The organism is Streptomyces sp. NPDC016677, from assembly GCF_055562815.1.
Genome location: NZ_JBVHEO010000003.1, coordinates 713,374 through 737,584, shown reverse-complemented (window position 1 = coordinate 737,584; position 24,211 = coordinate 713,374). Strand labels below are relative to the sequence as shown.

Here is a 24,211-nt window from a genome sequence, read left to right as displayed (position 1 = left end):
CACTGGGGTGGCAGGGGGCTACGTCGCGTTCTAGCGTGGGCGGCATGATCGAGCTTTCGGGGCTGACCAAGCGGTACGGCGAGAAGGTGGCGGTCGACAACCTGTCCTTCACCGTCCGGCCGGGGATCATCACGGGCTTCCTCGGACCCAACGGCGCGGGCAAGTCGACGACCATGCGGATGGTGCTGGGCCTGGACCGGCCCACCGCCGGGGACGTCCGGATCGACGGCATCCACTACGACCAGCTCAAGAACCCGCTGACGTACATCGGCGCGCTGCTGGACGCCAAGGCGATGCACGGCGGGCGCAGCGCGTACCACCACCTGCTCTGTCTGGCGCAGGCCAACGGGATTCCGGCGCGGCGGGTGCACGAGGTACTGGACACGGTGGGCCTGACGGCGGTGGCGAAGAAGAAGGCCAAGGGGTTCTCGCTCGGCATGGGGCAGCGGCTCGGCATCGCGGGCGCCCTGCTCGGTGACCCCCGCATCCTCATGTTCGACGAGCCGGTCAACGGCCTCGACCCCGAGGGCATCCACTGGATCCGGAACCTGATGAAGACCCTCGCGGCCCAGGGGCGGACGGTGTTCGTGTCGAGTCACCTGATGAGCGAGATGGCGCTGACCGCGGACCACCTGGTCGTCATCGGGCAGGGCCGGCTGCTGGCCGACACCTCGATGGCCCAGTTCATCGCCGAGAACTCGCGCTCCTACGTCCGGGTCCGCAGCCCGGAGCGGGAGCGGTTGCTGGACGCGCTGTCGGAGGCCGGGATCACTCCGGCACGGACCACGGACGAGGCGCTGGAGGTGGACGGCGACAAGGCCGAGGCGATCGGCGAACTGGCCGCGCGGCACCGGATCGTGCTGCATGAGCTGAGTCCCCAGCGGGCCTCCCTGGAAGAAGCGTTCATGCAACTGACGGCGGAGTCGGTCGAGTACCACGCGCACGACGGGCAGCCGGCCGCGCAGCGGCAACAGCCCTGGGGCAGCGACTGGAGGAAGGGATGAGCATGGCGGCGACGCAGGTGGTCCGCTCGGAGTGGACCAAGATCCGGTCGGTGGCCTCCACCGTGTGGACGCTGGGGCTGGCCGTGGTCGTCACCATCGCCCTCGGCATGCTGATCTCGGCACTGTCGAAGAGTCAGTTCGACAACATGAACGAGCAGGACCGGCTCACCTTCGACCCGACGTTCATCAGCTTCGCCGGCATGAGCCTGGGCCAGCTCGCGATGATCGTGTTCGGGGTGCTGGTGGTGGCCAACGAGTACAGCAGCGGCATGATCCGCACCTCGCTGGCCGCCGTCCCCCAGCGCGGCACCTTCCTGGCCGGCAAGATCGTGGTCGCCACCCTGCTCGCCCTGCTGGTCTCCATGGCCACCAGCTTCGCCGCCTTCTTCCTCGGCCAGGCGATGCTGGGCGACCTGAGCGCGTCCATCGGCGACGACGGGGTGCTGCGCGCGGTGATCGGCGGCGGCCTCTACATGACGCTGATCGCGGTGTTCTCCATGGGCGTCGCGGCGATGCTGCGCTCACCGATGCTGTCGCTGGGCATCCTGATGCCGTTCTTCTTCCTCATCTCCAACATCCTGGGCAGCGTCGACGTGACGAAGAAGGTCGGGCGGTTCCTGCCGGACCAGGCCGGCAGCAAGATCATGGAAGTGGTCCCGCCGCTCGACGACGACACCCCCTACGGTCCGTGGGGCGGCCTCGGCATCATGGTGCTCTGGGTGATCGCGGCCCTCGTCGGCGGCTACGTGGTGCTGAAGCGGCGGGACGCCTGAGAAGTGCCCGTCGGGCGGCCTGGTCCGCCCGGATGTGAACGGAACCGTCAGCGCCTGGATAAGCTCCTAACTCTTACGGGGGCGTGCGCCCCGCTGTCCTGATCCTTTCGATGGGTGCGGAGCATGATCGAGGCTGTCGGCCTGACCAAGCGCTACGGCGACAAGACCGCTGTGTACAACCTGTCCTTCCAGGTACGTCCCGGCACTGTCACCGGCTTCCTCGGGCCCAACGGCTCGGGCAAGTCGACGACGATGCGGATGATCCTCGGCCTGGACAACCCCACCGCGGGACACGTGACGATCGGCGGGTTCCCCTACCGCAAGCTGCCCAACGCCCCCCGCCAGGTCGGTGCCCTCCTCGACGCCAAGGCCGTGCACGGCGGCCGGGCCGCCCGCAACCATCTGCTGAGCCTCGCCCAGCTCTCCGGCATCCCGGCCCGCCGGGTGGACGAGGTGCTCGGCGTGGTCGGCCTCCAGGACGTCGCCAGGCGGCGCTCCAAGGGCTTCTCCCTCGGCATGGGCCAGCGGCTCGGCATCGCCGCGGCCCTGCTCGGCGACCCCCAGGTGCTGCTCTTCGACGAGCCGGTCAACGGCCTCGACCCCGAGGGCATCCTCTGGGTGCGCAACCTGATGAAGGCGCTCGCCGCCGAGGGCCGCACGGTGTTCGTGTCGAGTCACCTGATGAGCGAGATGGCGCTGACCGCCGACCACCTGATCGTCATCGGGCGCGGACAGCTGATGGCCGACATGAGCGTGAAGGACTTCATCTCGGCCAACTCCGCCGACTTCGCCCGGGTCCGTACCCCCGACACCGAACCCCAGCTGCGCGAGAAGCTCTCCTCGGCGCTCACCGAGGCGGGCGGCCACGTGCTGCCGGAACAGGACGGCGGGCTGCGGGTGACCGGGCTGCCGCTCCCCCGGATCAGCGACCTCGCGCACGAGGCCGGCGTACGGCTGTGGGAGCTGTCGCCGCACCAGGCGTCGCTGGAGGAGGCGTACATGCGGATGACGCAGGGCGCCGTCGACTACCGCTCGACCGTCGACGAGAAGGCCGGGCTCCAGCAGCCCCTGCCGCCCGGCGCGCAGCCGCCGATGCCGGTGCCCGGACAGGGCCAGCCCGGCTGGTACGCCCCGCCGCCGCCCCAGCAGGGCGGGCAGCCGTTCGCGCCCCCCGCGCAGGGCGCCCAGGGCCCGTACGGCGGACCCGGGGCGCCCGCCGCGCCGCCGGCCAACCCGTACGCGCAGGCGGCACCGCAGGCAGCTCCCGGCCAGGTCCCGGGGCAGTCCGCGGCCCCGGCGCCCGCTCCCGCCCCCTCTTCTTCCCCTCCCGCCCCGGCCCCCGCCTCCTCTCCCACTCCCTCCCCGACCGAGCCCGAGGACGCCCGATGAGCACGCCCCAGCCCCCGATGCCGCAGGCCGCACCCGACCGGTGGGCGGCGCCCGGTCCGGCGTACGCCGGTTACACCTCCCCCATCCCGGTCGTGCGCACCAACCTGATGCACGCCGTCGCCTCCGAGTGGACGAAGATCCGGTCGGTGCGCTCGACGCTGTGGACGCTCGGCGTCTTCGTCCTGCTGGTGGTCGGCATCGGCCTGCTGGTCGGCGCGGTGGTGGCCGGCACCGAGGCCGAGCTGGCCGGCAGCGACCCGCTGCAACTGGGCTTCTTCGGCCTGCTGCTCGGCAGCATGTGCCTGATGACGCTCGGCGTGCTGACCACGGCGTCGGAGTACGGCACCGGCCTGATCCGGACCACCATGACCGCCTGCCCCAGCCGCGGACGGGTGCTGGCCGCCAAGGGCCTGGTGTTCTTCCTGATCTCGTTCGTGGTGACGCTGGTCTCCGTCACACTCGTCGCCTTCGCGCACGTGGCCATGCTGGACGGGGCGGAGGGGCCCACCGGACAGGACTGGCTCAAGGCCACCGTCGGCGTCTCCCTCTACATGGCGCTGCTCGGCCTGCTCTCGCTCGCCGTCGGCTCGATCATCCGCCACTCGGCGGGCGCCATCACCGTCATGATCGGGCTGCTGCTGGCGCCGCTGGTGATCGCGATGTTCATGTTCTCGGAGTCGCTCAACGAGGTGCAGGGGTTCCTGCTGGAGTACTCGATCCCGAACCAGCTCAGCATCTTCTACGCCAACTCGCTGTCGGACTCCGGCCCGTCGGGCTGGGAGCCACTGTGGATCATCCTCGGCATCACGGCCGTGGTCTACGGCGTCGCCTTCGCGCTGCTGGAGCGGCGGGACGTCTGAGCGGGCGTCAGGGCGTCAGGGCGTCAGAACCGCGGCGCGTTCCGGGACCGCTGCACCCGTGTGGTGCGGCGGTCCTTCGCGTTCCAGCAGGACTTGTGCCAGTGCCGGCGGTCGTCGACGCCCGCGTGGTCGGGCCAGGCCACCACGTGCGGGACGCCGTCCGGGATCAGCTGGTCACAGCCGGGGCAGCGGTAGGACTTGCCCTGCGCGCTCGCGCCCGCCACGTGCCGCACGTACCAGTCCTCGCCCTGCCAGCTCTCGGCGGACTGCCACCCGCCGTAGCGGCCGGGACGGTCGTCCTCGACGCTGCGGCCGGACGAACCGGCTCCCTTGGGTCGGTTGCGACGCGGGGACACGGGACACCTCACGGGTCTATACAGGGAAGTACGGGCCGTAACCAGCCTACGCGGGCGCGACAAGGGGTACGCGTACGGCGCCCGGGGCGGCGGGAGATCCGCGCACGGGGCGTCACGGGCGCCGCGGGGGTCACCGGCGTCCTGCCGGACGGCCCGTTCGCCGGTCTGCCGCAGGCCCGCTGAACGGACTGCCGACGGTCCGCTGACGGCCCTCCGACGGCCCATTCGGCAGACAATCCGCAAATCCCCTCGCCCGGCCGTGTCCTCGGCACGTGTCAGGCGGTTATGCCCTGTGGGGGAGCTCCGTGTCGGAGCCAAGGAAGCAGGAAAAGGCAATGCGCGTAGGAAGTTTCGTGCTGGCGGCCCAGTTCCCGGGGCAGGGCCAGGGGGAGGCACTGCACCGGGCGGTCCGCTCGGCCGAGGTCGCGGAGGAGGCGGGGCTGGACACGGCCTGGCTCGCCGAGCACCACTTCGTGCCGTACGGCACCTGCCCGTCGGCGGTGACCCTGGCCGCGCTGCTGCTCGGCCGCACCCGCCACCTCAGGGTCGGCACGGCGGTCAGCGTACTGCCCACGGCCCACCCCGTGGCCCTCGGTGAGCAGGCCGCGCTGCTCCACCTGACCAGCGGCGGCCGGTTCTCGCTGGGCGTGGGCCGCGGCGGACCCTGGGTCGACCTGGAGGTCTTCGGCGCGGGCCTGGAGGCGTACGAGAAGGGATTCCCGGAATCCCTCGACCTGCTGCTGCGCTGGCTGCGGGAGCCGACGGTCGAGGCCATAGGGGAACGCTTCCGGTTCCGTGCGGTGCCGGTCGTCCCGCGGCCGTCGGAGGCGCTCACGGACACCGCCGGACCGGAGGTCGTCGTCGCCTGCACCTCACCGGCGAGCGTCCGCCTGGCCGCCGAGCGGGCGCTGCCGATGCTGCTCGGGATGCACGTCGGCGACGAGGAGAAGGCCGAGATGATCGCCCTGTGGCGGCGGCACGCGCGGGCGGCCGGCCGGTCCGCCGAGGAGATCCGGTCCGCCGCCCATGTCTCGGCCGGCGTCTGCCAGGTCGCCGACCGGCGTGCCGACGCCTCGGAGGCGCTGGCGAAGGCGATGCCGGGCTGGCTGCGGCAGGGGCTCGACGCCCACGTCACGGTGGACGGCCGCCCCCGGCGGATGCGCGACCCGCTGGCCTACACCGAACTGCTCTGCGGCCTGCACCCCGTCGGCACCCCCCGGCTGTGCGCCGACCGGCTCGCGGCGACCAGCGAGCGCACCGGCGTGGACCGGTTCGCCCTGCTGGTGGAGGGCACCGGCGACCTCGCGGCCACCGAGGAGAACGTACGGCGGCTCGGCGCGGAGGTGCTCCCCCAGCTCCGCTGACCGGCCGCGAGATCCTCCCCCGGCTCCGCCGATCCGCCGCGCAGAGCTTGCCGCTCCGGTGGACCGCACCTCCCGCGTGCGGAGCGGCAAGCAGACGAGCACCGGCGTCAGCAGTCGCGCAGCTCGGGCGACTGGTTCAGCAACTGGTTGCGCACCGAGGTGAAACGGGCCAGCGTGTCGTCGACCGAGGGATCGGTCGGGAAGACCGCCACCCGGTGGCAGTTCTGGAAGGCCAGCCGGACGCCGAAGTGCCGCTGCAGGGCGCCGCGTATCGCGTCGCTCGCGAGCACACGCAGCAGCTGGCCGCGTGCCTGCTCGTCCGGCGGAGGCGTCTGGTTGTCGGCGAACTCTCCGCCGTCGACCTTCAGCTGTGCCACCAGGGAGCTGATCATCTCCCACGCGTAGGGCAGGGAGGTCCGGACGCAGTCGACGAAGTCCGCTTCGTCAACCTCGCCTCGCTCGGCCTGTTCGAGTAGGGCCGGTGAGACGTCGAGCGACATGAGTACTCCTCTCGCACCCCCGACCAGCAGGGGTTGCCGGACAGTAAAGGGAGTCCGCGACAACGAACACGCTGTGTACGCGACTCGCGACCTCCCGTTGAATACCGTAAGCACCCCGACCGGACCGCACCAGGAGAATGGCCGGATGCGCCGATTGCCGTAGGCACACAATCGGCCAGTGTGCAAGATGGGGCTTATGGGAGAAGTGGGACGGACCGTGATCGCGCCGGACGGCGCCGTCCCAGGGTGCGAATCGCGCCGGGGCGGGCGGGTCGAGTAGCGTTGCCGACCATGCGTCTCGTCATTGCCCGCTGCTCCGTGGACTACGCCGGGCGGCTCACCGCGCACCTGCCCTCGGCTCCCCGCCTGATCCTGGTCAAGGCGGACGGCAGCGTCTCGATCCACGCCGACGACCGGGCCTACAAGCCCCTGAACTGGATGTCGCCGCCGTGCGTCCTGAAGGAGGGGACCGGCGACGAGGCGGGTGTGTGGACCGTCGTCAACAAGGCGGGTGAGAAGCTCATCATCACGATGGAGGAGATCCTCCACGACTCCTCGCACGAACTGGGCGTCGATCCCGGCCTGATCAAGGACGGCGTGGAAGCGCACCTCCAGGAGCTGCTCGCCGACCGCATCGAGACCCTCGGCGAGGGCTACACCCTGATCCGCCGCGAGTACCCGACGGCCATCGGACCGGTGGACATCCTGTGCCGGGACGCCGACGGGCGGACCGTCGCCGTGGAGATCAAGCGGCGCGGCGAGATCGACGGCGTCGAGCAGCTCACCCGCTACCTCGACCTGCTGAACCGCGATCCCCACCTCGCCCCGGTGCGCGGTGTCTTCGCCGCCCAGGAGATCAAGCCGCAGGCCCGGGTGCTGGCCACCGACCGCGGCATCGGCTGCCAGGTGCTGGACTACGACGCGCTGCGCGGCATCGAGGACGACAAGCTGCGGCTGTTCTGAGCCGAGGCGGTACGACCGAGGGCCGGGCCCCCTGGGGGTTCCCGGCCCTCCGCCCTGTCCGGCTCAGATGATCTGCGGTGACACCGAGCCCGGCCCCGTACCGCTCGCGCTGGACTGCGGCGCGCTCGCCGAGCCGCTCGTGGAGGCGCTGGTGGTGGTCGTGGGCCCGCTGGCCGAGTCGGACGTCTCCGGCGACGACTCGGTGGGCGGCTCGGACGTGTCCGGGGGCTCGGAGGTGTCCGGCGGCTCGGACGTGTCCGGGGGCTCGGACGTGTCCGGCGGCTCCGAGGTGTCCGGGGGCTCGGACGTGTCCGGCGGCTCCGAGGTGTCCGGCGGCTCCGTCGTCGAGGGGTCGTCCGAGTCGTCCGGGTCGCTCGGCCCGCGGGAGCCGCTCGGGCCGTCCGACGGGGTCCCGGTGCCCGTGGGCGACGGGTCGTCGGAGGTGCCGGGAGTGCCGTCCGGGCCGGGGTCGGTGGTGCCGGCGCCGGCCGCGCCGGGCTCCCCCGCGCCGTTGCCGCCGTCGTCCTCGGGCCGGTCGGCGCCCAGGCCGCCGTCGTCGACGCCCTGGCTGGCGGACGGGTTGACGCCGACCTGGTCCGAGGGGTCGGTGCCGTCGCCGTCGGAGGTGGCGCCGAGGGTGACGACCGTGCCGAGCACCGCGACGAGCAGGGCGCTCGCGCCGGCCGCGACCAGGTTGCGCCGGGCGAAGCCCTTGATGCCGCCCCCGGCCTTGCGGGACGGGCCCAGGGAGGAACGGCCCCCGGCCGAGACGCCGCGGGTGACCACGGTCGGGGACTGCGGGGTCGGCTGGAGCGGCGGGAAGGGCGCCGGGACACCGGCGGGCGGCGTCGCCGACTCCTCGTGCCGGGCGTCGGGCACCTCCTCGCCCGCCGTCGGGCCGTACGCGGTCGCGGCGGCGTCGATCCCGACGGCACCGGCCCCGGCGGCGGGCAGGCCGGCGGCGCCGAGGCCCGGGGTGTCGCCGGAGCGGTCGGCGACCAGGGCGAGGGCGCGGCGGCCGGCCACGGTGCCGCGCCGGTCGGCGGCGGCGCCGCGCAGCGCGACGGACGCCTCCAGTTCGGCGCGGGCCCGGTCGAGCTGGTCCTCGCAGAGCGCGAGGACGCCCAGCTCGTGGTGGAAGTAGGCCTGCTCGACGACGTCACCGGCGAGCCGGCTGGCCTCGCTGCCCGAGCGCAGCGCCCGCTCCCAGGCGCTCCAGTGCAGTCCGGCGGCGAACGCGGGCGCCGCCGCGCGGGCCAGCCGTACGGCCGGGTTCTCCTCGGCCTCGCCGGTCTCGGGGTCCTCGGCGGGCGGGGTCGCGGCCGGCGCGAGCACGGCCAGGGCGGCCAGGACGGCGTCGGCCTCGGCGCAGACCCGCTCCGGGGTGACCGAGGGGTGTCCGGACCACCAGGCGTAGTGCCGGGCCGCCTCCAGGAGCCGGCCGTCGGCGGTGTCGCCGTACCCGGCGGCCTCCAGCTGGGTCAGCACCCCGGCGGCGAGCCGGTAGCGGGAGCCGACCGGGGAGACCAGGCCGCAGGCGGCCAGCTCGCCGAGGGCGGCGTCCGCGTGGGTGTCGCCGGCCAGCGCGGGCAGGTGCGCCTGGTGCGGCACCTCGCCGCCGAGGGCGACGGCGAACTCCAGGGCGGCGCGGGCGGAGCCGCTGAGCGTGGAGGCGAGCAGCGGCGCGGGCGCGGCGGCCTCCCCGAGGGACGGCAGCGGTACGTCGTCGGCGGCGTCCGCGGCGTGCGGCACCGCGTCCTGGGGGGCGGCGTCGGTGGGGACGCCGAACTCGTCGGCGGGGCCGGCGCCGGCCCGCAGCCGGTCACGGCGGCGCAGCAGGGCGCCGGCCTGGACGAAGCGCAGCGGCAGGCCCTCGGACTCGAACCAGAGGTCGCCGGCCCAGTTGGCCTCCTCCTCGGTGAGGGGCCGGCCGGCGGCGCGCTCCAGCAGGGCGACGCCGTCGGAGCGGTCGAGGCCGGTGAGGAAGACCTCCTCGACGGCCGCGTCGGCGGAGGGGGCCGGCACCTCGGGGGTGGCGGAGATCAGGAAGGCGCACTCGGGGGTGGCGTCCAGCAGGCCGTCGAGCGCGGCGCCGCCGAACTCGGCGTCGTCCAGGACGACGACCGCGCCGATCTCCCGGACGTGGTCGAGCAGTTCCGCGCGCGAGGGGCGGTGCAGCGGCGCGCGGTGGACGGCGTGGAAGAGGTCGTAGAGCAGGTCGTCGGCCGAGCGGTGGAAGCCGCTGAGGCGGACCACGCCGTCGGGGGCGAGGTCGGCGCAGTCCTCGGCGACGCGGTCGAGGAGGCTGGTGCGGCCGGAGCCGCCGGGGCCGGTGAGGCGGACGGAGCGGCCGCGGGCCAGCAGGCGCACCAGGCGGTCCCGCTCGTCCTGGCGGGCCAGCAGCGGCAGCGCGGGCAGCGCCGGGCCGGGCGGGACGGGGGGCCGGGCGGCGCGTTCCACCTCGGCGCGTTCGGTGGCGGTCAGCTTCTGCGGGCGGGCGGGGCGCTCGCCCGGCGGGCAGACCTCGATCTCGCTGCCGTCGACGGGGTTGACGGTGAGCAGGAAGTCGCCGGAGACCAGTTGCACCGTGCGGGCCAGCGCGGGCGCCGCCTGGCCGAAGTCGGGTGTGAGGGGGTCCCTGGGCGGGCGTGGGCGCGGCGTGTCGCCGTCGCCGTCCTGGCCGTACTCCGCAGGTCCCCGGTTGTTCGGGTCCATAGGTTCAAGCCCCCCAAAAGCGTCGTGTGCTTCGGTCACCGGTCGGGACCACCCTCCCGGCCTTGCCGCACACCGCGCTGTCGCTTCTGGTCCGGGCCCGCCAGTGGGTCGTCGAGACAGCGGGCAGCCAGACCCTAAACCGTAGTCCAGTATCTCCGACAGTCCGGGGTGCCGCGCCGTCCGAGACGTCACAGTCTCGTGAGGATTGGGTGTGTCGTGCGGTTCGGCGGGGGCTGTCCGGTCTCGCCCGGCTCTCGGGCCCCGCCGGCCCGTCGGGTCACACCCTGGGCAGGGTCTCCACTCCGATGCCGCCCTCGATCGCCAGGATGCGGTGCAGCCGGGTGGCCACCAGCAGGCGCTGCATCTGCGGCGGTACGTCGCGCAGCACCAGGCGCCGGCCGCAGCGGCCGGCCCGCCGGTGGACGCCCATGATCACGCCGAGTCCGGTGGCGTCCCAGGAGTCCAGTTCGGACAGGTCGAGCACCAGGTCGCCGGCCCCGTCGTCGACGGCCGAGTGCAGGGCCGTACGGGCGTCCGCCGCGCTGCGGACGTCGAGGCGGCCCCCGACGGCCAGCTCGGCGTGGTCGCCCCTGATGTGCATATGCGCTCCCCGTGCGTGCGTCTCGTGCTCCGCGGTGTGGTCTCGTGCCGGTGGTCGGTGTGCTGGGTGTGCCCGGTGTGCGGTGAGGGTGTTGCACCCTCTGACTGTGTGCAACGCCCGGCGGTTGCCACTCGTGAGCCAACCGATACCGAATTCACTCCGGCGTGTGACGTCTGCCGGAGCGGGTGCGGCCTCAGTGCTTGTAGAAGCCCTGCCCGCTCTTGCGTCCGATGTCACCGGCGTCCACCATCCGGCGCATCAGCTCCGGCGGGGCGAACTTCTCGTCCTGCGACTCGGTGTAGATGTTGCTCGTGGCGTGCAGCAGGATGTCCACGCCGGTCAGGTCGGCGGTGGCCAGGGGGCCCATGGCGTGGCCGAAGCCCAGCCGGCAGGCGAGGTCGATGTCCTCGGCGGTGGCGACGCCGGACTCGTAGAGCCTGGCCGCCTCGACGACGAGGGCGGAGATGAGCCGGGTGGTCACGAACCCGGCGACGTCCCGGTTGACGACGATGCAGGTCTTGCCCGTCGACTCGGCGAACTCCCGTGCGGTGGCCAGGGTTTCGTCGCTCGTCTTGTAGCCGCGCACCAGCTCGCACAGCGCCATCATCGGCACCGGCGAGAAGAAGTGCGTGCCGACGACGCGCTCCGGGCGGTCCGTCACGGCGGCGATCTTGGTGATCGGGATGGCGGAGGTGTTGGAGGCGAGGACCGCCTCGTCCTTCGCCAGCTTGTCCAGCGCGCGGAAGATCTCCTGCTTGACGTCCAGCTTCTCGAAGACTGCCTCGACGACGACGTCCGCGTCGGCGACCGCGTCCAGCTCGGTGGTCGTGGTGATCCGGGCGAGGGCGGCGTCGGCGTCGTGCGCCTCCAGCTTCCCCTTGGCGACGAACTTGTCGTACGACGCCTTGATGGAGTCGGTGCCGCGCCGCAGCGCCTCGTCGGTGACGTCGCGCAGGACGACGTCCCAGCCCGCCTGGGCGGAGACCTGGGCGATACCGGACCCCATGAGGCCGGCTCCGATGACGGCGAGCTTCCGTGCCACTGTGCGACTCCCCTGGATACGGGTCCTTGTGTGTCTCCGGCGGACATTAGCGGGCGGGAGGGGCCCTGTGACCGCTAAGTAACGCGCGTCACGTCTCACATGACGGACATCACACCGTGGCGGGTCACCCGGCGCCCCGCACGGCGTAGTTGAGCACCCTCTCGCTCAACAGCTCCTCCATCTCGTCCAGCACGAGCAGCATCTCGCGGGAGACGCCGGCGGGGGTGCCGCCCGCGAGCATGCGCTGCCCGATGCCGGACATGACCGTTCCGTGCAGCCAGCTGAGCTGACCGGCGATCAGGCCGGGCAGCGGGTCGTCCGCGGCGGTCGCGGTCTCCTCCCGGAGCGTCTGTTCGAGGTTGTCGACCACCTCCTGGCCGATGGCCCACATCCGGGAGCGCAGGGCGGGCGAGTCGTGCACGACCCACATGAACGCCGCGTAACCGTCCATCAGGCCGAGCCGGGGCGACACCGACTCGACCTCCTCGCGCAGTTCACGCAGGACGGCCGCGGCCGCCGACTCACCGTCACGCCGGCCGCGCACCCAGCGCGAGAGCCGGTCGACGACCCCCCTGGAGCGGTCGAGGAAGAGGTCCTCCTTGGCGGGGAAGTAGTTGTACACGGTGTTGACGGAGACATCGGCGGCCCGCGCCACCTCCGCGACCGTGACGGCGTCGAAGCCGCGCTCCAGGAACAGACCCGTGGCGACATCGGAGATGTACTGCCTGGTCTGCCGCTTCTTCCGTTCCCTGAGTCCCTCGGCCACGCCCTCATCCTAGCTTCGCTGGTGCCGATGAAAACTTGGGGTCATTGCAAACTTGGGCTCACTCTGTTTTTCTGTGGGGCATGGCAATCATCAGTACGGCCGGACTGGCCCGTACCTTCCGCACCAAGCAGGGTCCCGTCGAGGCCGTGCGCGGCATCGACCTGACCGTCCACGAAGGGGAGATCCTCGGCTTCCTCGGCCCCAACGGCGCCGGCAAGACCACCACCCTGCGGATGCTGACCACGCTGCTGGCCCCGACCGGCGGCGCGGCCACCGTCGCCGGGCACGACCTGGCCGGCGACCCGGCCGGGGTCCGCGCGGCCTGCGGCTACGTGGCCCAGTCCGGCGGCGTCGACCCGCAGGTCTCGGTCCGCGAGGAGCTGGTCACCCAGGGCCGCTTCTACCGCCTGCCCAGGGCCCGGGCGGCCGAGCGCGCCGCGGAACTCGCCCACGACCTCGGCCTGACCGGCCTGCTCGACCGCAAGTGCGGCGCGCTCTCCGGCGGCCAGCGCAGGCGCCTGGACATCGCGATGGCGCTCACCCACCGCCCGAAGGTGCTCTTCCTCGACGAGCCGACCACCGGCCTCGACCCCGGCAGCCGCGCCGGCCTGTGGGAGCTGGTGCGGCGCCTGCGCGACGAGTACGGCACGACCGTCTTCCTGACCACCCACTACCTCGACGAGGCCGACGCCCTCTCCGACCGCCTGGTCATCGTCGACCGGGGCGTGGTCGCCGCCGAGGGCACCCCGGGGGCGCTGAAGCTGGAGTACGGGGGCTCGCCCGGCGCCTCGCTCCAGGACACCTTCCTCGCCGTCACCGGCCGCGGCCCCGCCGCCCCGTCCGGCCCCGCCCCCGTGGCCGTATAGGGCCCCGAACCTCGCAAGGACCGCTGATGCTTCTGCACGACACCGCTCTCGTCTACGGCCGCTATGCCCGCCAGTCGCTGCGCTCGCGTTTCGCGCTGCTCTTCGGTGTGCTGATGCCGCTGCTGTACCTGCTGTTCTTCGGCCCGCTGCTGACCGGCCTGCCGCTGGGCGGGCGGGGCAGTTCCTGGCAGGTGCTGGTCCCCGGGCTGCTGCTCCAACTCGCGCTCTTCGGCGCCTCGTTCGCCGGGTTCATGGTGGTCCTGGAGAAGAACGCGGGTGTGATCGACCGGATGCGGGTCACGCCGGTGAGCCGGCTGGCGCTGCTGCTGGGCCGGGTGCTGCGGGACGCCACCGTCTTCGTCTTCCAGGCGGTGCTGCTGGTGCTGGCCGCGGTGGTGATGGGGCTGCGGGCCCCGCTGCCCGGCGTGCTGATCGGCTTCGCGTTCGTCGGGCTGCTCACGGTGGCGCTGGCGTCCCTGTCGTACGCGCTGGCGATGAAGGTGCGGACCCCGCAGGAGTTCGGGCCGGTGGTCAACGCGCTGACCATGCCGTCGATGCTGCTGTCCGGTCTGATGCTGCCGATGGCGCTGGGCCCGGTCTGGCTGGACGTCCTGTCCCACCTGATGCCGCTGCGCTACCTGGTGGACGCCCTGCGGGACGCCTACGTCGGCTCGTACGCCACCGCGCCCATGCTCTACGGCACTCTGGTCGCCGTCGCCTTCGCCGCGCTGGCCGTGGCGGCGGGCACGCGTGTCTTCCGGGCGGACGACGCGTAACTACGCTGGGCGCATGGTCAACCTGACGCGCATCTACACCAGGACCGGCGACCGGGGCACCACCGCCCTCGGGGACATGAGCCGGGTGCCCAAGACCGACCTCAGGATCGCCGCGTACGCCGACGCCAACGAGGCCAACGCGGTGCTCGGCACGGCGATCGCGCTCGGGGCGCTGGAGGAGGAGGTCGTCAAGGTCCTCGTACGGGTCCAGAACGACCTGTTCGACGTCGGCGCGGACCTGTCGACCCCGGTGGTGGAGGAGCCGGAGTACCCGCCGCTCAGGGTGGAGCAGTTCTACGTCGACCGGCTGGAGGCGGACTGCGACCGCTTCCTCGCCGAGCTGGAGAAGCTGCGCTCCTTCATCCTCCCCGGCGGGACGCCCGGCGCGGCCCTGCTGCACCAGGCGTGCACGGTGGTCCGGCGGGCCGAGCGCTCGACGTGGGCCGCGCTGGAGGCGCACGGCGAGACGATGAACCCGCTCACCGCCACCTACCTCAACCGCCTCTCCGACCTCCTGTTCATCCTGGCGCGGTACGCCAACAAGGAGGTCGGGGACGTGCTGTGGGTGCCGGGCGGGGAGCGGTAGTCAGCGGCCGGCCCGCTCCTTCTCCAGGGCCGTGCCCGCGGGTGCCTTCTTCGGCCAGATCGCGTAGCTCAGCGCGATCAGGCCGTGGATGCCGGCCACCCGCCAGGCCGTGTACTGCCAGCTCTCCAGGGAGGTGGTGCGGGACGGGTCGCCGACGTACCACATGGCGAGCTGGAGCAGGCCGGTGGCGACGGCCGCGGCGACCAGCGTGCCGAGCCACACCTTGCCCTCGTGCGCGGCGCGGGCCATGCCGTGGCGCGGGGGCCGCGGCAGCGGACGGCCGTCGAAGCGGTGGGCCGCGTGGCCGTCGAGCCACTTCACCGTGCGGTGGCCGTGGCCGACGGTGTAGCCGATGTACAGCGCGGCCAGCCCGTGGGTCCAGTTCGGGTCGGCGCCGTTCTTCAGGTCGAGCGCGGTGACGACCAGCAGCACGACCTCCAGGAGCGGCTCGCACAGCAGCAGGGCGAGGCCGGTGCGCTCCATCCGCAGCAGGTAGCGGGTGGCCAGCCCGGCCGCCAGCAGTACCCAGAAGCCGATCTCGCAGACGATGATCAGAGTGACGATCATGGTGGGTTCCTCTCGGTCACCCTTCCAGGCTTCCGCGCCCGGCGGCCCGGGGCGTCGTCGCCGGTGACGAACCTCCGGTACATCGAAAGATGCAGCCCAGGAACGTCCGCGGGGAGCAGGCGGGGGCCGCGCCCGCCGTGTTGGATGGGTCCCATGGCCGTACGTCTCCCCCGCCCGCACCGCTTCGACGTGTACGTCGCGGCCGGCGGCCTGCTCGGCGGGGTGCTGCTGTGGGCCATCGGGCTGGGCGTGCGGCCGGCCGACGACCCGATCGTGCTGTTCGACGGGCGCTGGCCGCTGCTGCTCCCGCTCGCCGTCACCGCGGGCTGCGAGCTGCTGCGCCGGGCCGCGCCGCGCACCGCCGTCCTGATCGGCACGGCCGCGCTGGTGCTGGACACGATGACCCAGGGCAGCCTGATCACGCTGCTGATGTACACCGATCTCGGGTACGCCGTCGTCCTGTACGGCAGCCCGGCCACCGCCCGCCGCGTCCCGTGGATCGCGGGGCTGCTGACGGTGGCGGCCACGGTCGTGCCGTTCGCGGTGTGGCGGGTGCCCGAGGCGCTGCTGGTCGGGGTGGCGGTCGGGGTCGTCACCTTCGCCCCCGCCGCCACCGGCCTGATCGTGCGCAGCCACCGGGAGGCCGCCGACGCCGCCCGGCTGCGCGCCGAACAGACCGCGCTGCTCGCGGAGATGGACCGGGTCCAGGCGGTGGCCGCGGAACGCGCTCGGATGGCACGGGAGTTGCACGACATGGTCGCCAACCACCTGTCCGCGATCGCCATCCACTCCACGGCCGCCCTCTCCCTCGACGACCCGGCCACCACCCGGCAGGCGCTCGGCGTGATCCGGGAGAACAGCGTCGAGGGCCTCGCGGAGATGCGGCGGCTGATCGGCATCCTGCGGGACACCGGCGGCGACACCGGGCCGTCCGCCGCCCCGACCCTGGACGGCCTCGGCGCCCTGGTGGACGGCGCCCGCGCCAACGGCCTGGACGTCACCCTCGACGCGGCGCACGGCACGGACCTGCCCACGCCGGTCGAGCTGGCCGCGTACCGGATCGTGCAGGAGTCGCTCACCAACGCGCTCAAGCACGCGGCGAAAGGCCCCGTCCACGTCTGCCTCACCCGCGCCGACGGCGCCCTGCACGTCCGGGTGACCAGCCCCTACGGCGACCCCGGCGCCCCGCGCGCCCCCGGCTCCGGTGCCGGGCTGGTCGGCATGCGGGAGCGGGCCGCGCTGCTGGGCGGCACGTTCGACGCCGGTCCCGACGGCGCGCTGTGGACCGTACGCGCCGACCTTCCCCTCGATCAGGGAGCATCCTCATGATCCGCGTCCTTGTCGCAGAGGACCAGTCCGCCGTGCGCGCCGGCCTGGTGCTCATCCTGGGCAGCGCCCCCGACATCGAGGTGGCCGGCGAGGCGGCGGACGGTGAGCGGGCGGTGGCCCTCGCCCGTGAGCTGCGGCCGGACGTGGTCCTGATGGACGTACAGATGCCGCGTCTCGACGGGGTGGCGGCGACCCGTCAGGTGGTCGCCGAGGGGCTGGCCGACGTCCTGGTGCTGACCACCTTCGACCTGGACGAGTACGTGTTCGGGGCGCTGCGCGCGGGCGCCGCCGGGTTCCTGCTGAAGAACACGGAGGCGGCGGACCTGATCAACGCCGTGCGTACGGTGGCCGCCGGCGAGGGCGTCGTCGCCCCGGCGGTCACCCGGCGGCTGATCGCGGAGTTCGCCGCGCAGCCGGTCCGCGGGAGCGGGGCCGACCCGGCGGTCCTGGACCAGTTGACCCGGCGGGAGCGCGAGGTGCTGTCCTGCCTCGGCGAGGGGCTGTCCAACGCGGCGATCGCGGACCGCCTCGACATGGCCGAGGCGACGGTGAAGACGCACGTCAGCCGGCTGTTGGCGAAGCTGGGGCTGCGCAGCAGGGTGCAAGCGGCGGTGCTGGCGCAGGAGTTGGGGGTTTAGAAACCCGACCCCACGGACCGCGCCGACCAGTGGTCCAGACCTATTGACCTATGGTCCAGACCTTTCTATTCTCGCGGCACTGCGGGCCTGTCGGTCAGGCATGCCCACGACATCCCCCATACAAGGGAGGCGCACGTGCGCTTCAGACACAGAGCCGCGGCCCTGCTCGCGACCCTCGCACTCCCCCTCACCGGACTCGTCGCCCTCGCCGCCCCCGCCCAGGCGGCCACCGCCGCGACCGCCACCTACACCAAGGCCTCGGACTGGGGCACCGGCTTCGAGGGCAAGTGGACGGTGAAGAACACCGGCACCACCTCCCTCAGCTCCTGGACCGTCGAGTGGGACTTCCCCTCCGGCACCTCCGTCACCTCCGCCTGGGACGCCGACGTCACCTCCTCCGGCACCCACTGGACCGCCAAGAACAAGTCCTGGAACGGCACCCTCGCCCCCGGCGCCTCGGTCTCCTTCGGCTTCAACGGCTCCGGCACCGGCTCCCCCACCGCCTGCAAGCTCAACGGCGGCTCCTGCGACGGCACCTCCGTCCCGGGCGACGCCGCCCCCTCCGCTCCCGGCACCCCCAGCGCCTCGGACATCACCGACACCTCGGTGAAGCTGTCCTGGCCGGCGGCGACCGACGACAAGGGGATCAAGAACTACGACGTCCTGCGCGACGGCACCAGAGTCGCCACGGTGACCGGCACCACCTACAGCGACACCGGCCTGACCAAGGGCACCGCCTACTCGTACAGCGTCCAGGCCCGCGACACCGCCGACCAGACCGGCCCGGCCAGCGGCTCGGTCAAGGTCACCACCACCGGCGGCGGCTCCACCGACCCGGGCACCCCGGCCGGGAAGATCAACCTCGGCTACTTCACCGAGTGGGGCGTCTACGGCCGCAACTACCACGTCAAGAACCTGGTGACCTCCGGCTCCGCCGAGAAGATCACCCACATCAACTACGCGTTCGGCAACGTCAAGAACGGCCAGTGCACGGTCGACGACACCTTCGCCGCGTACGAGAAGTCCTACACCGCCGACCAGTCCGTCAGCGGCACCGCCGACACCTGGGACCAGCCGCTGCGCGGCAACTTCAACCAGCTGCGGCAGCTGAAGGCGAAGTACCCGCACATCAAGATCCTGTACTCGTTCGGCGGCTGGACCTACTCCGGCGGCTTCGGGCAGGCCGCGCAGAACGCCGCGGCGTTCGCCAAGTCCTGCAAGGCCGTCGTGGAGGACCCGCGCTGGGCCGATGTCTTCGACGGCATCGACATCGACTGGGAGTACCCGAACGCCTGCGGCCTGACCTGCGACACCTCGGGCGCCGCGGCCTTCAGGAACCTCAGCCAGGCGCTGCGCTCCGAGTTCGGCGACGACTACCTGATCACCGCCGCGATCACCGGTGACGGCTCCTCCGGCGGCAAGCTGGACGCGGCCGACTACGGCGGCGCCGCGCAGTACCTCGACTGGTACAACGTGATGACCTACGACTACTTCGGCGCCTGGGCCACCACCGGCCCGACCGCCCCGCACTCCCCGCTGACCTCGTACTCCGGCATCCCGACCGCCGGCTTCAACAGCGCGGACGCGATCGCCAAGCTCAAGGCCAAGGGCGTCCCGTCCGCCAAGCTGCTGCTCGGCATCGGCTTCTACGGCCGCGGCTGGACCGGCGTCACCCAGTCCGCCCCCGGCGGCACGGCGACCGGCGCGGCCCCCGGCACCTACGAGGCCGGCATCGAGGACTACAAGGTCCTGAAGAACTCCTGCCCGGCCACCGGCACCGTCGCCGGCACGGCCTACGCGCACTGCGGCACCCAGTGGTGGTCCTACGACACCCCGTCGACGATCGCCGGGAAGATGACCTGGGCCAAGAACCAGGGGCTGGGCGGCGCGTTCTTCTGGGAGTTCAGCGGCGACACGAGCAACGGCGAACTGGCGAGCGCGATCAGCAGCGGACTCCGGTAGAAGACCTGCTGAGCGACGACCCGCTAAGCGACATTGACGCGCTGACCGGGCGGGGCTGCCTCCAGCCACGCGAGGAATCCGGTCAGCGCGTCTTCGCTCATCGCCAGTTCCAGCCGTGTCCCCCGGTGCACGCACGCGAGGACCACGGCGTCGGAGAGCAGGGCCAGCTCCTCCTCCCCGTCGGGCAGCCGGCGGCCGGCCACCTCGATCGAGCCGCGTTCGAGAACCCGGCGGGGGCGCGGCGAGTACGAGAAGACCCGGTACCACTCGACGCGATCGCCGTTGTACCGGGCCACTCCGTACGCCCATCCCTTCCCGTTGCCGTCGCCCTCTCTGGGGGCGTCCCAGCGCAGGGAGCAGTCGAAGGTGCCGCCCGAGCGCTGGATCAGCCGGCGGCGCAGGCCGAAGACGAAGAGTCCCACCACCACGACGGCGATGACGATTCCGCACACAGTCAGAGCGAGGACCACCGGCACCGACCTCCTCGTCTCCTAGGTAACGGAACGTAAAAAACATCCACATCTGCCTCAGCCGCGGCCGGGTCCGGATCGCTCCGGTCCCAGCCGCGGCTGAGTCACGTCATAGCACGGCGCCCAGGTTCAGCGCGCCGACGCCGCCCGCAGTCGGACATCCGCGCGGCGCTCGGCGGAGGCGTCGCCCTCCGCCTTGGCGCGCTCCAGTTCCCGCTCCGCGCGCTGGACGTCGATCTCGTCCGACAGCTCGGCGATCTCGGCCAGCAGCGACAGCTTGTCGTCGGCGAACGAGATGAAACCGCCGTGCACCGCCGCGACGACGGTCCCGCCATCACTCGTACGGATGGTCACCGGGCCCGACTCCAGCACACCGAGCAGCGGCTGGTGACCGGGCATGACGCCGATGTCGCCGGACGTGGTGCGCGCGACGACCAGGGTGGCCTCGCCGGACCAGACCTCTCGGTCGGCCGCGACCAGCGCGACGTGCAGCTCAGCAGCCAAGGGTGGCTCCTCGGGTCACCACCCGGCGGGTGTGCCGGGTGTTGGTTACAAGTCTAAGGGGCGTGAGTGAGGGGGCGGGACGCGCCCGCCCCCTCACTCGTTCACTCACGGAACAACCGGGGTCAGGAGACGCCCAGCTCCTTCGCGTTCTTCTTCAGGTCCTCGATACCACCGCACATGAAGAACGCCTGCTCGGGGAAGTGGTCGTACTCACCGTCGCAGATCGCGTTGAACGCGGCGATCGACTCGTCCAGCGGCACGTCGGAGCCGTCCACACCGGTGAACTGCTTGGCGACGTGGGTGTTCTGGGACAGGAAGCGCTCCACGCGGCGGGCACGCTGGACGACCAGCTTGTCCTCCTCGCCGAGCTCGTCGATGCCGAGGATCGCGATGATGTCCTGCAGGTCCTTGTACTTCTGCAGGATGTTCTTCACGCGCATGGCCGCGTCGTAGTGGTCCTGCGCGATGTAGCGCGGGTCCAGGATGCGGGACGTGGAGTCCAGCGGGTCCACGGCCGGGTAGATGCCCTTCTCCGAGATCGGACGGGAGAGCACCGTCGTCGCGTCGAGGTGGGCGAAGGTGGTGGCCGGGGCCGGGTCGGTCAGGTCGTCCGCGGGGACGTAGATCGCCTGCATCGAGGTGATCGAGTGACCGCGGGTCGAGGTGATGCGCTCCTGGAGGAGACCCATCTCGTCGGCCAGGTTCGGCTGGTAGCCCACCGCGGAGGGCATGCGGCCGAGCAGGGTCGAGACCTCGGAGCCGGCCTGCGTGAAGCGGAAGATGTTGTCGATGAAGAACAGCACGTCCTGCTTCTGGACGTCACGGAAGTACTCGGCCATGGTCAGGCCGGCCAGCGCGACGCGCAGACGGGTGCCCGGCGGCTCGTCCATCTGACCGAAGACCAGGGCGGTCTTGTCGATGACGCCCGACTCGCTCATCTCGTCGATGAGGTCGTTGCCCTCACGGGTGCGCTCACCGACACCGGCGAACACGGAGACACCGTCGTGGTTGTTGGCGACGCGGTAGATCATCTCCTGGATGAGCACCGTCTTGCCGACGCCGGCGCCGCCGAACAGACCGATCTTGCCGCCCTTGACGTACGGGGTCAGCAGGTCGATGACCTTGACGCCGGTCTCGAACATCTCGGTCTTCGACTCGAGCTCGTCGAAGTTCGGGGCCTTGCGGTGGATGGACCAGCGCTCGCCCTCGTACTTCTCGTCGACGTTCAGCACCTCACCGAGGGTGTTGAACACCTTGCCCTTGGTGAAGTCGCCGACCGGGACGGTGATGCCGTCGCCGGTGTCCACGACCGGGGCCTGGCGGACCAGGCCGTCGGTGGGCTGCATGGAGATGGTGCGGACCAGGCCGTCACCCAGGTGCTGGGCGACCTCCAGGGTCAGCGTCTTCTTCTCGCCCTCGTTCGCCGGGTCGGCGACCTCGACGTGCAGGGCGTTGTAGATCTCCGGCATCGCGTCGACGGGGAACTCCACGTCGACGACCGGGCCGATGACCCGGGCGACGCGGCCCGTGGCAACGGCCGTCTCAACAGTGGTCGTCATTACTTGTCACTCCCCGCGGTCGCGTCGGCCAGGGCGCTGGCGCCACCGACGATCTCGCTGATTTCCTGGGTGATTTCGGCCTGGCGGGCCGCGTTGGCAAGTCGGGAGAGCGTGTTGATCAGCTCGCCCGCGTTGTCGGTCGCCGACTTCATCGCGCGCCGCGTGGCGGCGTGCTTGGAGGCGGCCGACTGGAGCAGCGCGTTGTAGATACGGCTCTCGACGTACCGCGGCAGCAGGGCGTCGAGGACGTCCTCGGCCGACGGCTCGAAGTCGTACAGCGGAAGGATCTCGTCCTTCGCCTCCGGCTTCTCGGCCACCTCGTCGAGGCGCAGCGGCAGCAGCTGACTGCCGACCGCCGTCTGCGTCATCATCGAGACGAACTCCGTGTAGACGATGTGGAGTTCGTCCACGCCGCCGTCCGCGGTCTCCTTCTCGATGGCCTCGATCAGCGGCGCCGCGACCTTCTTGGCGTCCGCGTACGACGGCTCGTCGGTGAAGCCGGTGAACGACTCCGCGACGGCGCGCTCACGGAAGTTGTAGTGGGCGACACCCCGGCGGCCGACGACGTAGACGACGACCTCCTTGCCCTCGCGCTCCAGCCGCTCGGTGAGCTGCTCCGCCTGCTTGATGGCGTTGGAGTTGAAGGCACCGGCCAGCCCGCGGTCGCTCGTCAGCAGCAGCACCGCGGAACGGGTGACCGTCTCGGCCTGGGTGGTCAGCGGGTGCTTGGTGTTCGAACCCGTACCGACCGCCGTGACCGCGCGCGTCAGCTCGGTCGCGTACGGCGTGGAGGCCGCCACCTTGCGCTGCGCCTTGACGACGCGCGAGGCGGCGATCATCTCCATCGCCTTCGTGATCTTCTTGGTCGCGGTGACGGATCGGATGCGACGCTTGTAGACCCGGAGCTGGGCTCCCATGAGTCAGGTCCCTTCCTTACGTCACTTGGCGGAGGCGGCCGGAGCGTCCTCGCCGAGCAGCTTGCCGTCCGAGGTCTCGAACTGCTTCTTGAACTCCGCGACGGCGTCGCCGACGGCCTGGAGGGTGTCGTCCGACATCTTGCCGCCCTCGCGGATGGAGGTCATGAGGCCCTGCTCCTTGCGGTGCAGGTGCTCCAGGAGCTCCTTCTCGAAGCGGCGGATGTCGGCGACCGGCACGTCGTCCATGCGGCCGGTGGTGCCGGCCCAGACGGAGACGACCTGGTCCTCGGTGGACATCGGCTCGTACTGGTTCTGCTTGAGCAGCTCGACCATGCGCTGGCCGCGCTCCAGCTGCGCCTTGGACGCGGCGTCCAGGTCGGAACCGAAGGCGGCGAACGCCTCCAGCTCACGGAACTGGGCGAGGTCCACGCGCAGACGCCCGGAGACCTGCTTCATCGCCTTGTGCTGCGCGGAACCACCGACTCGGGAGACGGAGATACCGACGTTCAGCGCGGGGCGCTGACCGGCGTTGAAGAGGTCCGACTCCAGGAAGCACTGGCCGTCGGTGATGGAGATGACGTTGGTCGGGATGAACGCCGAGACGTCGTTGGCCTTGGTCTCGACGATCGGCAGACCGGTCATCGAGCCGGCCCCCATCTCGTCGGAGAGCTTCGCGCAGCGCTCCAGCAGACGGGAGTGCAGGTAGAAGACGTCACCCGGGTAGGCCTCGCGCCCCGGCGGGCGGCGCAGCAGCAGGGAGACGGCGCGGTAGGCGTCGGCCTGCTTCGACAGGTCGTCGAAGATGATCAGGACGTGCTTGCCCTCGTACATCCACTGCTGGCCGATGGCCGAGCCGGTGTACGGCGCGAGGTACTTGAAGCCGGCCGGGTCGGAGGCCGGGGCGGCGACGATGGTCGTGTACTCCAGCGCGCCGTTCTCCTCCAGCGCGCGGCGGACCGACGCGATGGTGGAGCCCTTCTGGCCGATGGCGACGTAGATGCAGCGGACCTGCTTCTTCGGGTCGCCCGAGCGCCAGTTGTCGCGCTGGTTGATGATCGTGTCGACGGCCAGGGCGGTCTTGCCGGTCTGGCGGTCGCCGATGATCAGCTGACGCTGGCCGCGGCCGACCGGGGTCATGGCGTCGACGGCCTTGTAGCCGGTCTCCATCGGCTCGTGCACCGACTTGCGCTGCATGACCGTGGGGGCCTGCAGTTCGAGGGCGCGGCGACCGGACGTCTCGATCTCGCCGAGGCCGTCGATCGGGTTGCCGAGGGGGTCGACCACGCGGCCGAGGTAGCCCTCGCCGACCGCGACGGAGAGGACCTCTCCGGTGCGGGTGACCGGCTGGCCCTCCTCGATGCCGCTGAACTCACCGAGGACGATGGCACCGATCTCGCGCTCTTCGAGGTTGAGCGCGAGGCCGAGGGTGCCGTCCTCGAACCTCAGCAGTTCGTTGGCCATGGCCGAGGGAAGACCCTCGACCCTCGCGATGCCGTCGCCGGCAAGGGTGACCGTACCGACCTCCTCGCGCGAGGCCGCGTCCGGCTTGTACGACTGGACGAAGGTCTCCAGTGCGTCCCGGATCTCCTCCGGCCGGATCGTGAGCTCCGCCATCTGGGTTCCCTGCTCTCCTTGTTGGGCCCGAAGTTTCACTTTGGGGGGATGGGGACTCCCCCCCGAAAGAGGTGAATCCTCTGCACGGCC

The 24,211-nt window shown here is 71.7% G+C and carries 24 protein-coding genes; 12 read left to right on the top strand and 12 right to left on the bottom strand.

Annotated elements, in window-relative coordinates:
• The first annotated feature begins 44 nt into the window (after window positions 1-44).
• The 4 genes from ACZ3IG_RS13155 to ACZ3IG_RS13140 all read left to right on the top strand — a co-directional run bounded on the left by ACZ3IG_RS13155 (window position 45) and on the right by ACZ3IG_RS13140 (window position 4,026).
• Complete coding sequence (locus tag ACZ3IG_RS13155; protein ID WP_467431526.1) at window positions 45-1,004, top strand: ABC transporter ATP-binding protein; 960 nt, start codon at window positions 45-47, stop codon at window positions 1,002-1,004.
• Window positions 1,001-1,777: an ABC transporter permease gene (locus tag ACZ3IG_RS13150; protein WP_467431525.1), complete on the top strand. Its 777-nt coding sequence runs from the start codon at window positions 1,001-1,003 to the stop codon at window positions 1,775-1,777. The genes ACZ3IG_RS13155 and ACZ3IG_RS13150 overlap by 4 nt, the downstream gene beginning before the upstream one ends.
• 123 nt (window positions 1,778-1,900) lie before the next feature.
• Complete coding sequence (locus ACZ3IG_RS13145; protein ID WP_467431524.1) at window positions 1,901-3,166, top strand: ABC transporter ATP-binding protein; 1,266 nt, start codon at window positions 1,901-1,903, stop codon at window positions 3,164-3,166.
• Complete coding sequence (locus ACZ3IG_RS13140) at window positions 3,163-4,026, top strand: ABC transporter permease subunit (protein ID WP_467431523.1); 864 nt, start codon at window positions 3,163-3,165, stop codon at window positions 4,024-4,026. Before ACZ3IG_RS13145 ends, ACZ3IG_RS13140 begins: the two co-directional genes overlap by 4 nt.
• Window positions 4,027-4,049: 23 nt before the next feature.
• Here ACZ3IG_RS13140 and ACZ3IG_RS13135 read toward each other — a convergent pair whose 3' ends face one another.
• On the bottom strand, window positions 4,050-4,382 hold the full coding sequence (locus ACZ3IG_RS13135; RefSeq protein ID WP_467431522.1) for an ATP/GTP-binding protein: 333 nt from the start codon (window positions 4,380-4,382) through the stop codon (window positions 4,050-4,052).
• A 335-nt stretch (window positions 4,383-4,717) separates the two neighbouring features.
• Between ACZ3IG_RS13135 and ACZ3IG_RS13130 the strand changes: the two genes are divergently transcribed.
• Window positions 4,718-5,746 carry an LLM class flavin-dependent oxidoreductase gene (locus ACZ3IG_RS13130; RefSeq protein ID WP_467431521.1) on the top strand — a complete coding sequence of 343 codons (1,029 nt, stop codon included), beginning with the start codon at window positions 4,718-4,720 and terminating at the stop codon, window positions 5,744-5,746.
• 107 nt (window positions 5,747-5,853) lie between these two features.
• On the opposite strand, the gene ACZ3IG_RS13125 is transcribed toward ACZ3IG_RS13130, so the two are convergent.
• Window positions 5,854-6,246, bottom strand: a complete 393-nt coding sequence (locus ACZ3IG_RS13125) for an SCO5389 family protein (protein WP_215165705.1) — start codon at window positions 6,244-6,246, stop codon at window positions 5,854-5,856.
• 291 nt (window positions 6,247-6,537) lie between these two features.
• Here ACZ3IG_RS13125 and nucS point away from each other — a divergent pair, with 291 nt between their 5' ends.
• Complete coding sequence (gene nucS, locus ACZ3IG_RS13120; protein WP_467431519.1) at window positions 6,538-7,209, top strand: endonuclease NucS; 672 nt, start codon at window positions 6,538-6,540, stop codon at window positions 7,207-7,209.
• Between the two features lie 63 nt (window positions 7,210-7,272).
• Here the strand turns inward: nucS and ACZ3IG_RS13115 are convergent, their stop codons facing one another.
• The 4 genes from ACZ3IG_RS13115 to ACZ3IG_RS13100 all read right to left on the bottom strand — a co-directional run bounded on the left by ACZ3IG_RS13115 (window position 7,273) and on the right by ACZ3IG_RS13100 (window position 12,333).
• Entirely contained in the window at window positions 7,273-9,924 is a 2,652-nt protein-coding gene (locus tag ACZ3IG_RS13115; protein WP_467431518.1) for an ATP-binding protein, read from the bottom strand.
• A gap of 277 nt (window positions 9,925-10,201) precedes the next feature.
• Window positions 10,202-10,525 (bottom strand): STAS domain-containing protein, encoded by a 324-nt coding sequence (locus ACZ3IG_RS13110; RefSeq protein ID WP_215165699.1) that lies wholly within the window; start codon window positions 10,523-10,525, stop codon window positions 10,202-10,204.
• Window positions 10,526-10,718: 193 nt separating this feature from the next.
• The gene (locus tag ACZ3IG_RS13105) at window positions 10,719-11,567 is read right to left on the bottom strand and encodes a 3-hydroxyacyl-CoA dehydrogenase family protein (RefSeq protein WP_467431517.1); all 849 of its coding nucleotides are present in this window, start codon (window positions 11,565-11,567) and stop codon (window positions 10,719-10,721) included.
• A 124-nt stretch (window positions 11,568-11,691) separates the two neighbouring features.
• On the bottom strand, window positions 11,692-12,333 hold the full coding sequence (locus ACZ3IG_RS13100) for a TetR/AcrR family transcriptional regulator (RefSeq protein WP_467431516.1): 642 nt from the start codon (window positions 12,331-12,333) through the stop codon (window positions 11,692-11,694).
• Window positions 12,334-12,413: 80 nt separating this feature from the next.
• Here ACZ3IG_RS13100 and ACZ3IG_RS13095 point away from each other — a divergent pair, with 80 nt between their 5' ends.
• The 3 genes from ACZ3IG_RS13095 to ACZ3IG_RS13085 are packed head-to-tail and all read left to right on the top strand — an operon-like array spanning window position 12,414 to window position 14,561.
• A complete protein-coding gene (locus ACZ3IG_RS13095; protein WP_467431515.1) occupies window positions 12,414-13,199 on the top strand; it encodes an ABC transporter ATP-binding protein in 786 nt (261 codons plus the stop codon).
• A gap of 26 nt (window positions 13,200-13,225) precedes the next feature.
• Window positions 13,226-13,975 (top strand): ABC transporter permease, encoded by a 750-nt coding sequence (locus tag ACZ3IG_RS13090; RefSeq protein WP_467431514.1) that lies wholly within the window; start codon window positions 13,226-13,228, stop codon window positions 13,973-13,975.
• Window positions 13,976-13,988: 13 nt separating this feature from the next.
• Window positions 13,989-14,561: a cob(I)yrinic acid a,c-diamide adenosyltransferase gene (locus ACZ3IG_RS13085; RefSeq protein ID WP_215165692.1), complete on the top strand. Its 573-nt coding sequence runs from the start codon at window positions 13,989-13,991 to the stop codon at window positions 14,559-14,561.
• Here ACZ3IG_RS13085 and ACZ3IG_RS13080 read toward each other — a convergent pair whose 3' ends face one another.
• Entirely contained in the window at window positions 14,562-15,128 is a 567-nt protein-coding gene (locus ACZ3IG_RS13080) for a hypothetical protein (RefSeq protein WP_467431511.1), read from the bottom strand. It lies immediately after the preceding gene.
• A 153-nt stretch (window positions 15,129-15,281) separates the two neighbouring features.
• Here ACZ3IG_RS13080 and ACZ3IG_RS13075 point away from each other — a divergent pair, with 153 nt between their 5' ends.
• From ACZ3IG_RS13075 to ACZ3IG_RS13065, 3 genes are all read left to right on the top strand, one after another.
• Window positions 15,282-16,457, top strand: a complete 1,176-nt coding sequence (locus ACZ3IG_RS13075) for a sensor histidine kinase (protein WP_467431509.1) — start codon at window positions 15,282-15,284, stop codon at window positions 16,455-16,457.
• Window positions 16,454-17,095 (top strand): response regulator, encoded by a 642-nt coding sequence (locus ACZ3IG_RS13070; RefSeq protein WP_467431507.1) that lies wholly within the window; start codon window positions 16,454-16,456, stop codon window positions 17,093-17,095. Before ACZ3IG_RS13075 ends, ACZ3IG_RS13070 begins: the two co-directional genes overlap by 4 nt.
• A 135-nt stretch (window positions 17,096-17,230) precedes the next feature.
• Entirely contained in the window at window positions 17,231-19,057 is a 1,827-nt protein-coding gene (locus ACZ3IG_RS13065; protein WP_467431505.1) for a glycosyl hydrolase family 18 protein, read from the top strand.
• A gap of 23 nt (window positions 19,058-19,080) precedes the next feature.
• On the opposite strand, the gene ACZ3IG_RS13060 is transcribed toward ACZ3IG_RS13065, so the two are convergent.
• The 5 genes from ACZ3IG_RS13060 to atpA all read right to left on the bottom strand — a co-directional run bounded on the left by ACZ3IG_RS13060 (window position 19,081) and on the right by atpA (window position 24,121).
• Entirely contained in the window at window positions 19,081-19,527 is a 447-nt protein-coding gene (locus ACZ3IG_RS13060) for a DUF2550 domain-containing protein (RefSeq protein ID WP_467431504.1), read from the bottom strand.
• Between the two features lie 129 nt (window positions 19,528-19,656).
• Window positions 19,657-20,031 (bottom strand): F0F1 ATP synthase subunit epsilon, encoded by a 375-nt coding sequence (locus ACZ3IG_RS13055; protein WP_189414930.1) that lies wholly within the window; start codon window positions 20,029-20,031, stop codon window positions 19,657-19,659.
• 122 nt (window positions 20,032-20,153) lie between these two features.
• Window positions 20,154-21,590: a F0F1 ATP synthase subunit beta gene (gene atpD / locus ACZ3IG_RS13050; protein WP_467431503.1), complete on the bottom strand. Its 1,437-nt coding sequence runs from the start codon at window positions 21,588-21,590 to the stop codon at window positions 20,154-20,156.
• Window positions 21,590-22,507 carry a F0F1 ATP synthase subunit gamma gene (locus ACZ3IG_RS13045; RefSeq protein WP_467431501.1) on the bottom strand — a complete coding sequence of 306 codons (918 nt, stop codon included), beginning with the start codon at window positions 22,505-22,507 and terminating at the stop codon, window positions 21,590-21,592. The genes atpD and ACZ3IG_RS13045 overlap by 1 nt, the downstream gene beginning before the upstream one ends.
• Window positions 22,508-22,528: 21 nt before the next feature.
• On the bottom strand, window positions 22,529-24,121 hold the full coding sequence (gene atpA / locus ACZ3IG_RS13040; protein ID WP_467431500.1) for a F0F1 ATP synthase subunit alpha: 1,593 nt from the start codon (window positions 24,119-24,121) through the stop codon (window positions 22,529-22,531).
• Window positions 24,122-24,211: the final 90 nt, after the last annotated feature.

What these genes read in the sequence shown, in the direction of transcription:
- ACZ3IG_RS13090 (WP_467431514.1), top strand. Translation starts at nt 13,226, where the DNA reads ATGCTTCTGCACGACACCGCTCTCGTCTACGGCCGCTATGCCCGCCAG.
- ACZ3IG_RS13155 (WP_467431526.1), top strand. Translation starts at nt 45, where the DNA reads ATGATCGAGCTTTCGGGGCTGACCAAGCGGTACGGCGAGAAGGTGGCG.
- ACZ3IG_RS13070 (WP_467431507.1), top strand. Translation starts at nt 16,454, where the DNA reads ATGATCCGCGTCCTTGTCGCAGAGGACCAGTCCGCCGTGCGCGCCGGC.
- ACZ3IG_RS13085 (WP_215165692.1), top strand. Translation starts at nt 13,989, where the DNA reads ATGGTCAACCTGACGCGCATCTACACCAGGACCGGCGACCGGGGCACC.
- ACZ3IG_RS13045 (WP_467431501.1), bottom strand. Translation starts at nt 22,507, where the DNA reads ATGGGAGCCCAGCTCCGGGTCTACAAGCGTCGCATCCGATCCGTCACC.
- ACZ3IG_RS13145 (WP_467431524.1), top strand. Translation starts at nt 1,901, where the DNA reads ATGATCGAGGCTGTCGGCCTGACCAAGCGCTACGGCGACAAGACCGCT.
- atpD (WP_467431503.1), bottom strand. Translation starts at nt 21,590, where the DNA reads ATGACGACCACTGTTGAGACGGCCGTTGCCACGGGCCGCGTCGCCCGG.
- ACZ3IG_RS13125 (WP_215165705.1), bottom strand. Translation starts at nt 6,246, where the DNA reads ATGTCGCTCGACGTCTCACCGGCCCTACTCGAACAGGCCGAGCGAGGC.
- atpA (WP_467431500.1), bottom strand. Translation starts at nt 24,121, where the DNA reads ATGGCGGAGCTCACGATCCGGCCGGAGGAGATCCGGGACGCACTGGAG.
- ACZ3IG_RS13150 (WP_467431525.1), top strand. Translation starts at nt 1,001, where the DNA reads ATGAGCATGGCGGCGACGCAGGTGGTCCGCTCGGAGTGGACCAAGATC.
- nucS (WP_467431519.1), top strand. Translation starts at nt 6,538, where the DNA reads ATGCGTCTCGTCATTGCCCGCTGCTCCGTGGACTACGCCGGGCGGCTC.
- ACZ3IG_RS13140 (WP_467431523.1), top strand. Translation starts at nt 3,163, where the DNA reads ATGAGCACGCCCCAGCCCCCGATGCCGCAGGCCGCACCCGACCGGTGG.
- ACZ3IG_RS13110 (WP_215165699.1), bottom strand. Translation starts at nt 10,525, where the DNA reads ATGCACATCAGGGGCGACCACGCCGAGCTGGCCGTCGGGGGCCGCCTC.
- ACZ3IG_RS13080 (WP_467431511.1), bottom strand. Translation starts at nt 15,128, where the DNA reads ATGATCGTCACTCTGATCATCGTCTGCGAGATCGGCTTCTGGGTACTG.
- ACZ3IG_RS13115 (WP_467431518.1), bottom strand. Translation starts at nt 9,924, where the DNA reads ATGGACCCGAACAACCGGGGACCTGCGGAGTACGGCCAGGACGGCGAC.
- ACZ3IG_RS13130 (WP_467431521.1), top strand. Translation starts at nt 4,718, where the DNA reads ATGCGCGTAGGAAGTTTCGTGCTGGCGGCCCAGTTCCCGGGGCAGGGC.
- ACZ3IG_RS13095 (WP_467431515.1), top strand. Translation starts at nt 12,414, where the DNA reads ATGGCAATCATCAGTACGGCCGGACTGGCCCGTACCTTCCGCACCAAG.
- ACZ3IG_RS13075 (WP_467431509.1), top strand. Translation starts at nt 15,282, where the DNA reads ATGGCCGTACGTCTCCCCCGCCCGCACCGCTTCGACGTGTACGTCGCG.